Source organism: Rhodococcus sp. IEGM 1372 (genome assembly GCF_030056835.1).
GTDB lineage: Bacteria > Actinomycetota > Actinomycetes > Mycobacteriales > Mycobacteriaceae > Rhodococcoides.
The window spans coordinates 506,288-517,524 of sequence record NZ_JASHKS010000001.1; the positions used below are offsets into that span (position 1 = coordinate 506,288).

13 protein-coding genes are annotated in these 11,237 nt (G+C 65.4%); 4 read left to right on the forward strand and 9 right to left on the reverse strand.

The features are described 5' to 3' along the window. Positions 1-10: 10 nt before the first annotated feature. Complete coding sequence (locus QM590_RS02415; protein WP_269593448.1) at positions 11-1,012, reverse strand: substrate-binding domain-containing protein; 1,002 nt, start codon at positions 1,010-1,012, stop codon at positions 11-13. A 118-nt stretch (positions 1,013-1,130) separates the two neighbouring features. Here QM590_RS02415 and QM590_RS02420 point away from each other — a divergent pair, with 118 nt between their 5' ends. From QM590_RS02420 to QM590_RS02430, 3 genes are read left to right on the forward strand one after another with little or no spacing between them, the layout of a single operon-like run. After that, complete coding sequence (locus QM590_RS02420; protein WP_068051693.1) at positions 1,131-1,451, forward strand: hypothetical protein; 321 nt, start codon at positions 1,131-1,133, stop codon at positions 1,449-1,451. 24 nt (positions 1,452-1,475) lie between these two features. Continuing rightward, entirely contained in the window at positions 1,476-2,945 is a 1,470-nt protein-coding gene (locus QM590_RS02425; RefSeq protein WP_269593447.1) for a sensor histidine kinase, read from the forward strand. Continuing rightward, positions 2,930-3,592 (forward strand): response regulator transcription factor, encoded by a 663-nt coding sequence (locus QM590_RS02430; RefSeq protein ID WP_068051697.1) that lies wholly within the window; start codon positions 2,930-2,932, stop codon positions 3,590-3,592. Before QM590_RS02425 ends, QM590_RS02430 begins: the two co-directional genes overlap by 16 nt. A 36-nt stretch (positions 3,593-3,628) precedes the next feature. Here the strand turns inward: QM590_RS02430 and QM590_RS02435 are convergent, their stop codons facing one another. Beyond that, complete coding sequence (locus QM590_RS02435) at positions 3,629-4,021, reverse strand: hypothetical protein (RefSeq protein WP_269593446.1); 393 nt, start codon at positions 4,019-4,021, stop codon at positions 3,629-3,631. A 254-nt stretch (positions 4,022-4,275) separates the two neighbouring features. On the opposite strand from QM590_RS02435, the gene QM590_RS02440 reads away from it, so the two are divergent. Next, on the forward strand, positions 4,276-5,586 hold the full coding sequence (locus QM590_RS02440; protein WP_411741260.1) for a D-alanyl-D-alanine carboxypeptidase family protein: 1,311 nt from the start codon (positions 4,276-4,278) through the stop codon (positions 5,584-5,586). Here the strand turns inward: QM590_RS02440 and yhjD are convergent, their stop codons facing one another. The 7 genes from yhjD to QM590_RS02475 form a co-directional block, all read right to left on the reverse strand. Further along, positions 5,587-6,606, reverse strand: a complete 1,020-nt coding sequence (gene yhjD, locus QM590_RS02445) for an inner membrane protein YhjD (protein ID WP_068051712.1) — start codon at positions 6,604-6,606, stop codon at positions 5,587-5,589. Between the two features lie 84 nt (positions 6,607-6,690). Then, positions 6,691-7,731, reverse strand: coding sequence for a tryptophan--tRNA ligase (trpS, locus tag QM590_RS02450; protein ID WP_094639022.1), 1,041 nt, complete (start codon positions 7,729-7,731; stop codon positions 6,691-6,693). A gap of 74 nt (positions 7,732-7,805) precedes the next feature. Further along, complete coding sequence (locus QM590_RS02455; RefSeq protein ID WP_068051728.1) at positions 7,806-8,552, reverse strand: exodeoxyribonuclease III; 747 nt, start codon at positions 8,550-8,552, stop codon at positions 7,806-7,808. 132 nt (positions 8,553-8,684) lie between these two features. Continuing rightward, positions 8,685-9,587: a membrane protein insertase YidC gene (gene yidC, locus QM590_RS02460; RefSeq protein ID WP_269593445.1), complete on the reverse strand. Its 903-nt coding sequence runs from the start codon at positions 9,585-9,587 to the stop codon at positions 8,685-8,687. A 63-nt stretch (positions 9,588-9,650) separates the two neighbouring features. Further along, positions 9,651-9,989 (reverse strand): DUF6412 domain-containing protein, encoded by a 339-nt coding sequence (locus tag QM590_RS02465; RefSeq protein ID WP_068051718.1) that lies wholly within the window; start codon positions 9,987-9,989, stop codon positions 9,651-9,653. Positions 9,990-10,051: 62 nt separating this feature from the next. After that, positions 10,052-10,336: a DUF6412 domain-containing protein gene (locus QM590_RS02470; RefSeq protein ID WP_068051721.1), complete on the reverse strand. Its 285-nt coding sequence runs from the start codon at positions 10,334-10,336 to the stop codon at positions 10,052-10,054. Between the two features lie 40 nt (positions 10,337-10,376). Then, positions 10,377-11,174, reverse strand: coding sequence for a DUF4153 domain-containing protein (locus tag QM590_RS02475; RefSeq protein WP_269593444.1), 798 nt, complete (start codon positions 11,172-11,174; stop codon positions 10,377-10,379). Positions 11,175-11,237 lie beyond the last annotated feature (63 nt).

Here is an 11,237-nt window from a genome sequence, read left to right on the forward strand (position 1 = left end):
AGCGACGCACTCAGCGTGTGCCGTTGCGGGCGTACTCGGCGACCGCGTCGATGTTGGTCGAGTCGATGAACGCGGGCCCGGTCAGCACCGGGGTTCCGCCGCCGATCGTGTTGCCGTTGTTGAGGTAGAGCCACAGCGAGTCGACGGCCAGGTAACCCTGCAGGTAGGGCTGCTGATCGATGGCCCACGCCACGTCGCCCGACTCGATCGCGTCGACAAGTGCGGCGTTGGTGTCGAACGTGACGATCGTGGCGTCGCTGCCCGCGTTGTTCTTCGACTGGACCGCAGTCAGCGCGATCGGAGCGGCGAGGGCAATGACGTGGTCGATGGTCGGATCCTGCTGCAGCTTGGCGGTGATGGTCGACTCGACGGACGGCATGTCCTTGCTGTTGACGTTCAGGATCTCGGTGGTGCCTCCGAAGCCCTGCGTCACGCCGGCACAGCGAGCCTCGAGGGCCACCGCCCCCTGCTCCTGGATGATGCACAGAGTCTTGCGGGCACCGTCATCGGTGAGCCGCGCACCCGCGGCCTCGCCGGCGATGGTCTCGTCCTGGCCGAAGTACTGCTGGACTCCCATGTCCTTCCAGGACTCGTAACCGGAATTGAACGCGACGACCGGTATGCCCGCGGCGGTCGCTACCTCGACGGCGGGGGCCATCGCGTCGGGTTTGGCCAACGTGACCGCGATACCGTCGACCTTCGAGTCGTTCGCACTCTGGACGAGGTTGGCCTGGTTGGGCGCTTCGGGATCTGCGGAGTAGCGCAGTTCGATGTTGTCCTTGGCCGCGGCGGCCTCGGCACCCTTTCGAACCAGATCCCAGAAGGTGTCGCCGGGAACCTCGTGCGTGATCATCGCGATCGTCGCCGACGGAGTGTTTGCCACTCCCGCGTTGCTTCCGTCGTCGGACGATCGAGGAGCACCACCGGTGCTCGAACAGGCAGCGACCGTCAGTGCCGCGACCGCACAGATCGCGCCGACCGCGATCGGTCCGCGCCTTTGCCGAACCCTCATTGCATTTCCTCTCGAACAGCCGACAAGTATTCGGAGCAGCACGGGACCTCGGACGACATGAGAGAACTCTCATGTCCGATTCACGTAGCCACAATCCGCCGTCGTCAGACTCGACCGTGTGCGAACCATCATCGTCTCGGCCCTGGGTCTGCTCACGCTCGGCGTGCTCGTCGTGGCATTGCTGACGACTCGATCGACGGGCGAGCAGACCCCGTTGCCCGCACCCATAGTCGCACCCGCCGCACCCGTGCAATCCGCCCCGGGTACTCCGCAACCCGTTCCCGGTGCACCACAGCCGGGCGAGCCCGCGCCCAGCACCGCGCCGACCGCCGCGCCACAGCCGGTGGCACCGGACGGATTCGTGCCCCCGCCGCCGCTGCCGCCTGCCGACTGGGACGATGACTTCGACGACGACTGGGATGACGATGACGACGACTGATCCTGCTGCAAGACCGACCACGTGATGCGGACGCGACTGCTTGCCCTACGCCCGACCAGCGCCAGGAGCCGCATCTTCTCGTGGGTCCTGTTGCTGGTGTTGGCGTCTCTGGCGGCCGTCACCGTCACCACCTGGCTGCTCATGATCCGCGCCACCGACAACCGCATGCGCGAATCGCTGCGCACCGAGATCGCCGAGTTCACCACCCTCACCGACGCAGGCGTCGATCCCGGAACCGGCGCACCGTTCGACGACATCAACGACGTGCTCCGCGTGGTGATCACCTACAACCTCGCCCGCCCCAACGAGAAGTTCCTGGGCTACATGGACGGCGCTTTCGCCGTGCAGAGCAGGCAGCAGGCACCGGTGCGACTGTCCGACGACAACGGCTTCACCGCCGAAGTCGGGACCGTCACCGCGCCCGTCGAGGGTTCGTACTCGAGCGCCGCAGGTGAAGTGGTGTACCTCGCGGTGCCGGTCTCTCTGGCGGGCGACCCGGTGACCGGGGTCGTGGTCGCCGCGTACTTCGCAGATCAGGAACGCGCCTCCGCCGACGAGACCGCGACCTTGATGCTCGTCGTCGGCGGCGTCACCTCGGTGCTGGCGGCAGTGGGGGCGTGGTTGGTCGCGGGCCGCATCATGTCGCCGATCAGACACATCACCGCAACCGCCAGAACGATCACCGAGACCGACCTGTCCGGCCGAATCACCGACGCCAGAACAACGGGTCGAGGCGACGACATCGGAGCCCTGATCGACACACTGAACTCGATGCTCGATCGGATCGAGTCCGGCGCGGCCAGTCAACGCCGATTTCTCGACGACGCGGGCCACGAACTCCGCACTCCCATCACCATCGTCCGCGGCCATCTCGACGTGCTCGACCACGACGACCCCGTCGACGTGCGCGATACCGTCGCGCTCGTCGACGACGAACTCGATCGGATGAACCGGCTCGTCGCGGACCTGTTGCTGCTCACCCGAGCCGACCAGACGAGCTTCGTCAACCCCGTCGTCACCGATGTCGACGCGCTCACCCGAAGCGTGTTCGACAAGGTGACCACCCTCGCCGACCGGGAATGGGTGCTCGAGGCCAGCGCGACCGTCCACGCGCCGCTCGACGCACAACGGCTGACCCAGGCGCTGCTGGCGTTGGCGGACAACGCAACTCACCACACGATGCCCGGCAGTCGTGTCGGCATCGGATCCCAACTGTCCGACGGTGACATCCGGTTCTGGGTCACCGACTCGGGCCCGGGAATCGCGCGCGACGAGCAGGAACGAATCTTCGAGCGCTTCGCCCGCGGTCGCAACGGAACCAGACGCACCGAGGGCGCGGGGCTCGGGTTGTCCATTGTCACCGCCATCGCACAGGCCCACCGCGGACGGGTGAGTGTCGGCAGCGCACCGGGGCACGGTGCCACGTTCACCATCACGATCCCACTTACCGATTCCGTTCCCTCGCAGAAAGATCGACCATGGCCCGCATCCTGATCGCCGAAGACGAACCCCGCATCGCCTCGTTCGTCCAGAAGGGGCTCCGAGCGAGCGGCTTCAGCACGACCACCGTCTCCGACGGTAGATCCGCTTACGAACACGCCCGCAGCGGTGACTTCGATCTGGTGGTACTCGACATCGGTCTGCCGAACATGGACGGCTTCGAGGTACTGCAGCGACTGCGCGGAGAGCAATGCGAGATACCGGTGATCGTGTTGACTGCGCGCGACAGCGTCCACGACGTGGTGTCCGGTCTCGAGACCGGCGCCGACGACTACATGGCCAAACCGTTCCGGTTCGAGGAACTGCTGGCGCGCATCCGAGTTCGCCTGGGCACCAAGAGAACCGTCGACACCACCCAGCTCACCGTCGCCGACCTCACCCTGGACCTGCGTACCCGGCGAGCTGTGGCGGGAGACCGCACTGTCGACCTGTCGGCCCGTGAATTCGCCCTCGCCGAGACCTTCATGCGCCACCCGGGCCAGGTCCTCTCGCGAGAGCAACTCCTGTCACAGGTGTGGGGCTACGACTTCGACCCGGGCTCCAACGTCGTCGACGTCTACGTCCGCTACCTCCGGGCGAAATTCGGTGCCACACGAATCGAGACCGTCCGCGGAATGGGGTACCGACTGTCCGAGACATGAATGGCGTCGGCCGGTGCCGACGCCACTGCTCGAGTCTCAGTCGTCCCGGTCGTTGTCGTCGTCCCGATCGTCGTTGTCGTCGTCCAGGTCGTCGTCGTTGTCGTCGCTGCGATCGTTCAGATCGTCCCGGTCATCGTCGCGATCGTCCCAGTCGTCGTCGTAACGGTCGTCCAGGTCGTCGTTGCGATCGTCCCAGTCGTCCCAGTCGTCGTCGTAACGGTCGTCCGAGATCCGGGTCGTTGCGGGCTGCTGGGGCGCTGCCGGCGGGTTCGAGGCCGAATCTGCCTCCGACAGAGGCTGTTCCACCGAGATCGACGACGGCCGCTGCTGGGCGGGGCCGTCGTCGGCGATCGCGAGTGCGCCGACGCTTCCGAGGGTGACGAGAACGGCTGCTGCACCGACGATCATGAACTTTGCCGGCATTCTCATGACTGCTCCTTCGATTCGAGTTCTGTGGGCCACCGTTTCGGTGATGACTCAACGATCGCTGTCGAAACTGAGAACCGAAGGAAGACAACATGAGCGAGTTCTCATTCTGGTGGCGGGCGCGTGCCGCTGCGCGAGGGGCTGCATTCGGCCGTCGCCGCTGACGATGTCGGGACGAGGATCGGAGCGGTCGTTCGAGCGACGCGCGCCGGTGGGTCGCCACGTCGACCGACCCCGAGCGCCTATGGTGATTCGCGATGAAAAGGATTCGAGTGTGCGTGGCCGCGTCGGCAGTGTCGATGATTCTCGTCGGCTTCGGCTGTGGACCGGCTCTGGCACAACCTGCCGCCGAGCCACCGGTGGTGACGACGACACCGCCGTTCACGACGCCCGACACCGACAGCTGCCCCTTCGCCGCATCACCGCCCCCGGCGATCGACCTGTCCGAGGTACCGGCCCCTGGAAGCACTGCCCCGCAACCACTCCCGATTCCCGCCGAGGCCGTCGGCGGGGATCGGCTCGCCGAGTGTGGAGCGGTACTGCCGGACGGGGCTCCCCCGTTGCCTGCGGACATCTCGGCCACCGGGTTCGTGGTGGCCGACATGGACTCGGGCTCCGTTCTGGTCGCCAAGGATCCGCACGGGCGGCATCGGCCGGCGAGCACGATCAAGGTGCTGCTCGCACTCGTTGCCCTCGACGAGCTGAACCTGAATACCCAGATCACCGCGACCGCAGAGGACGCCGATGCAGAGGGCAGTGCCGTCGGCATCGGCGAAAACGGTGTGTACACCAATCTCCAATTGATGCAGGGACTGGTGATGGCATCGGGAAACGATGCAGCGCATGCGTTGTCCAGGCAGCTGGGCGGTGACTCCGCCACCGTGGACAAGATGAATGCCAAGGCCGCGGAACTGGGGGCGCTCGATACGCGCACCGCCACGCCGTCGGGTCTCGACGGTCCCGGCATGGCAAGTTCTGCCTACGATCTGGCGTTGATCTACCGCGCAGCAATGCGTGATCCCACTTTCGCGCAACTGATTTCGACCGAGACGGTTCAGTTTCCCGGCTACCCGAAGGATCCCACGATCCCGGACGACCAGGACCGGCCCGGGTTCACCCTCTCCAACGACAATCAGTTGCTCTACAACTACCAGGGCGCACTCGGCGGCAAGACCGGGTACACCGACGATGCGCGCCAGACGTTCGTCGCAGGAGCAGAGCGGGGCGGTCGAAGTCTCGTCGTGACGATCATGAAGGGAGACGTGCTGCCGATCCGGCCGTGGGAGCAAGCGGCCCGCCTGTTGGACTACGGGTTCGCTCTCGGTTCGAGCCGCGGCGTCGGCGAGCTCGTGGAGCCGCAATCGACGTCCGCGGTGACGAGCACCCGCGCGCCCGCGGCCACGCCGACACTTGCCCAGCCACCCGCATCGGCGTCGGGCTCGAGCTCCCGCCAGTCCGAGATGCAGGCCCAGGGCGACACCGTCGTTCGCATCGCGATCGGTGTCCTCGGGTCGATCGTGGTGATCGGGCTGTTGTGGGGCGCTCGGCGTCTGTCGCGCAACCGCTGATCAGCGACGCCGGTTGCGCAGTCCCGCGAAACCGAGAGCTGCGAGGGCACCGGCACCCACCAGAGCCAGACCGCCCGTGACGCCCGGCCCCTCACTGACCTCGACCCTCGTGTTGATCACCGCCGGCTCCGGGGCCGGAACGTGGGCTTCGGCCAAGCTTTCTCGAGTCGTCGCGGCGAACGACGTGGAGAACAACACGAGACGCGACGTCGTGAACACGAACACCAGCAGACCGATGATCGGTCCGAAGACCACGCCCGCAGGACCGCTCGTCACCGAAGCCAGGTAAAGGGCACCGAGCTGCTTGAAGATCTCGAATCCGACGGCAGCGAGCAGCGCACCTTTGGCTGCGCTGCGCCACGACACCGGCTCGCGCGGCAGCCTCGAGATCACCCAGGTGAACAACGCCCAGGTACCCGCCAGCGCAAGTAGAACGGAGAACACGCGCAGTGCGACGCCCACTCCCGGAACGGAATCGAGATTGGCCCACTCGAGAATGCTGCGCATCAGGCCACCTCCGGCGAGTGCCGACAACGCCAACGACAGCACCAGTGCGGTCCCCAGCCCGAGCAGCGCGGCGAAATCCTTGGCCTTGGTGGCCAGAAAACCACCCTGCTCGTGCTGGCTCTCCCACATGGCGGTCAGTGCTTCACGCAGGTTGGCGATCCAACCGAGACCCGCATACAACGCACCGAGCAGACCGATGATGCCGACGCTCGTCCGAGACTCGATGGCCGTCTGGATCAGCGAGTTGATCGTCTCGCCGAAGCTGCCCGGCACGTTCTCGGCAATCTGCGACTGTATCTCGGCAAGCCACTCGGGCTGATTCACCAGCACGAACCCGGCGATCGCGAATGCGACCATCAGCAGCGGGAACAGGGCCAGCACACTGAAGTACGTCATGCCGGCCGCGTAGTAGTCGCCCTTCTGACCCTGGTACCGCTGCGCAGCGACAACAGTGTGATCGAGCCACGGCCACCGGTTGCGCCGGTCGTCGAGGATCGCCTTGAAATCTGGCATGGCACTCGCCTTCTCGCTGTTGTCGGCTGCTGTCGGATGGTGTCGCCGCATCGCAGCACAGCGAAACCCGGTGTGTCGAAAATGCTATGCGCCAGGCGGCAAGAAACCCACCCGGTCGTACACCTGAGCAAGCGTTCGACTCGCCACTTCCCTGGCTCGATGCGCACCGGACGCGAGGATGCGGTCGAGTTCGGCCACATCGGCCATGAACCCGTCCATCCGCTCCCGCAGCGGAACGACGAACTCGGTCAGAACGTCGGCGGTGTCGGATTTGAGGTCGCCGTAGCCCTTGCCCGCGTACCCGGCAACGAGATCGTCGATACTCACGCCCGACAGCGCGGACTGAATCACCAATAGATTGCTGACGCCCGCTTTGTTCTCCGGATCGAACACGATGTCGCGTTCGTTGTCCGTCACTGCCGACCGAATCTTCTTGGCCGACACCTTCGGATCGTCGAGAATGTTGACGATGCCCGCCGGATTCGACGAGGACTTGCTCATCTTCGCGGTGGGATCCTGTAGATCGAAGATCTTCGCGGTGCCCTTGATGATGTGCGCATCGGGCACGACGAACGTCTTCTTGAATCGCGTGTTGAAACGCTGCGCCAGATCGCGCGTCAGCTCCAGGTGTTGCCGCTGATCCTCGCCCACGGGCACCAGATTCGGCCGATAGAGAAGAATGTCCGCGGCCTGCAGAATCGGGTAGGTGAACAGCCCGACGCTGGTGTGATCGCGACCCTGCTTGGCGGACTTGTCCTTGAACTGCGTCATCCTCGCTGCTTCGCCGAATCCGGTGATGCAGTTCAGAACCCACGCCAGCTGCGCATGCTCGGGCACCTGACTCTGCACGAACAGCGTCGACTTCTCCGGATCGATCCCTACCGCGAGCAACTGCGCCGCGGCCACCCGGGTGCGGCGGCGAAGCTCCTTGGGATCCTGCGGAACGGTGATCGCATGTAGGTCCGGAATGAAATAGAACGCGTCGAACTCGTCCTGCAACTCCACCCAGTTCCGCACCGCACCCAGGTAGTTACCGAGATGGAACGAATCCGCAGTCGGTTGGATGCCGGAGAGCACCCTCCGACGCGGACCTTGCGGAGTGTCGATGGAGTCGGAAGAAGACATACCGCAATCTTTTCACGACCCCATCGACACCAACTCCCTGCCTAGCCAACACGGGTCACTCCGCAGGCTCCGCTCTAGCGGTAGCGCACTGTCACCGGAGCATGATCGGACCATCGCTGGTCGTACGCCTCGGCCCGCTCGGTGATCGCTTCCTTGGCGCGCTCGGCCAGATCGCTCGTGGCCAACTGATAGTCGATCCGCCACCCGGCGTCGTTGTCGAAGGCCTTGCCGCGGTAGGACCACCAGCTGTACGGACCTTCGACGCCCGGGTGCAGCGCCCGTACGACGTCGGTCCACGGGGCCTTCTCGGCGAGCAACCGCGCCAACCACTCGCGTTCCTCGGGCAGGAAGCCGGAGTTCTTGCGGTTGGTCTTCCATGCCTTGAGATCGGCCTCGGTGTGGGCGATGTTCCAATCGCCGCACACCACCACGTCCCGATCGTCGGACTTCGCGGCCTTGGCCGTCTTGGCCAGATACTTCGCGAACGCCGCCATGAAGCGTTCCTTCTCGTCCTGGCGTTCGGTACCCACCTCGCCCGACGGCAGATACAGGCTCGCCACGGTGACATCGCCGAAGTCGCCTTCGATGTAGCGACCCACATCGGCGAATTCGGCGGCACCGATGCCGGTGCGAATCGCATCGGGAGCCGCCTTCGACAGCAGGGCTACCCCGTTGCGTCCCTTCGCGGACGGCTCGGCCGAGGCCAGGTGCCAGCCCGCATCGAGGGCCGGGGCCAACGCCTTGGTCAGTTCCCCGTCGTTGGCGCGGGTTTCCTGCAGGCAGATGACGTCGGCATCGGTGGCCTCGAGCCATGGCAGCATGCCCTTGCGAACAGCTGCGCGAATTCCGTTGACGTTGACAGTGGAAACAGTGATCGGCACGCCGACGACGGTAGCCGAGCCCACCGACAGTCGGCTGCTCGCCTTCCGTCGGCGGCACCTCCGGCGAGGTTGCTAAGGATGCCTCGGCTCGGCCCCGGGCTTGGGGGCGGTGACCGCCGATGTCACCTCCGGCGAGGTAGTCGGTTCTCGATCGATGCGTCGGTAGACGAGGTGCTGCTGGGCGTAGGTCCAGATGTTGTTGCTCACCCAGTACAGCAACACCGCAACCGGAAGTACCGGCCCACCGACGAGCACGCCTGCCGGGAACACCCAGAGCACGAGCTTGTTCATGATCGCGGTCTGCGGGTTTGCCAGCGCCGCTGCGTCCTGCCGAGCGACGGACGCCCGCGAGTTCAGATGCGTGGCCACCGCAGCGACGATCATCAACGGGACCGCGACGAGCGCGATGCTCAACACCGACGGCACTCCCCCGAACGGGCCGAATGCCTCCAGAACCTCGCGCGAGCTGTTCATAGCAGCAGAGATCGGCGCACCGAACAGCCGCGCGTCGAGAAAGGACTGCACATCGGCGGCGCTGAAGACGTAGTTCGCGGTGTTCGCATTTTCCTGCGCCGTCATACCGAGATGACCGAATCCGGTGCCGGTACGGTTGAACGAGCGCAGCACGTGCAGCAGGCCGATGAACACCGGGCCCTGCGCCAGCAGGGGCAGGCACCCCATCAAGGGGTTGAAACCGTGTTCCTGCTGCAACTTCCGCATTTCGGTTGCCTGTCGAGCACGGTCCCCGGAGTACTTCTTCTGCACGGCCTTGATCTGTGGTTGGAGCCTCTTCATCGCGAGCTGGGAACGAATCTGACTGACGAACGGCTTGATCAACACCGCACGAAGCGTGAAGACCAGAAATATCACGGCCAACGCCCAGGCGAAGCCGTTGTCGGGGCCGAGCACGGACCCGAAGACTCTGTGCCAGAACCACAGCACCGCGGAGACGGGATAGTAGACGACATCGAGCATGGTGGAGCACCTCACTGTGAGAGAAGTCGGTCGGTTGGCGTCTCGACCGGATCTCGCAGTGGCTCAGGAGAACTGGAGCCACCGGTCCGGTCCGTGGACCGAACCGGGTGCTCTGGGCATGGGGCGACCGGGCGCATCGGGTTGCTGTTGCCTGCGGAACGATCCCCGAAGCCGCCGCCCGTCCGCGCCTGCGGCGCACAACGACAGCGGTGCGATCACGGCGAGGTCGCACCGCGCACCGAGGACGACCAGGGACGCCGCGACCAGCGCACCGAACATCGCTATCTGTGCGGCGGGTTGTGCGTCGACGACGGCGAAGACGACTAGCAGGACGGCGAGGACGCCGACCAGCGTCCCGGCGTAGCGTCGAATCGCCAGGTGAAGGGTTCGAGAATCGAGCATCTTGAGTTCCTTGGGACGGCCTCGCGGACAACGGATTGCGAAGGCGTGGGGGAACTGTCGAGCTACAGCGCCCCCACCAGTGCACCGGGTGCTCGTGGCTGTGGGCGGCCCGGAGCATCCGGGCGATGTTGACGCCGGAAAGAGCCTCGCAGATGGCGTTCTTCTGCGGCGGGGCCGACGTTCGGCAGCAGGCGCAGCAGTGCCGGAACATCGACACGGTGCGCGAGCAGCATCAGCGTTGCCAGCGCCGCGACGAGAATCAGGGCCACGTCTGCGGTTGCGGTCGGCATCGTCAGGTACAGCGTCACGAGGAGCAGCGAGGTGACGACCATGCGCTGGTATCTCATCCCGCACCTCCCTGGTGTGCCACCGAACCCGAGTCGTTGCTCAGGGTACAGATACCGAAGGGTCCGTGCACAGGTGCCAGGTATCCCCGACGAACACCGGACCTCGGGCTTGCACGCAGGGACGAACGTAGTCGGGCAGTCGCTCGAGCTCCGCGTCGGCGTCGGACGACAACCCACCGACGTAGGACGTATCGATGCGTCCGGTCTGCTCGAAGCGATCGACGTTGTGCCGTGCGATGTACGCATCCGGATTCAGAGCCGCCAGCGTGAGCACGGTCAGAACCGCACCGACGCCCACGGCTCTCGGTAGCCAGCGCCCCGACATCCGCGCGCCCGAGATCAGAAGCAGTACGAACACCGATCCCAGCCACCACTCGACGGCCGTGACGAACAATCTGAGCGTCGTGTAGCCGTACTGCTGCTCGTACAACGACATTCGATGCAGGGCCGACGCAACGATCACCAACGACAGCAGGCACAGCGCTCCGAGCAACGCCCGCAATGCGATTCGATCTCCTCTGCGGTTTCGCGGAGCCTTGGCGACCGTCACCGCAATGACGAACAGTATCAGTACCGTCACTGCCAGCAATTGCCAGAAGCCCTGCCGGGCGTACTCGGCATTGGTCAGCCCCTCCGTGGTCGCCACATGCCCCTGCCCGCCGAACAGCGTCGGAACCTGGAACCCGACGAACACGACGAACAACGCCACCACCGCCCCGAGCGGAATCATCCACTCCCACAACTGCACCGATCGACGCGGCGACGGAGCGAGGCGATCGAATCGAGGCGGATGCAGCGCGACGTAGCAGACCGCGAGCGCACCTGCTGCAGTGAGCACGAAGACGAGACGGGTTCACGTGGTCGTCGCAACGAGCAGTCGTTTGTTGTACTCCTCGAGTGG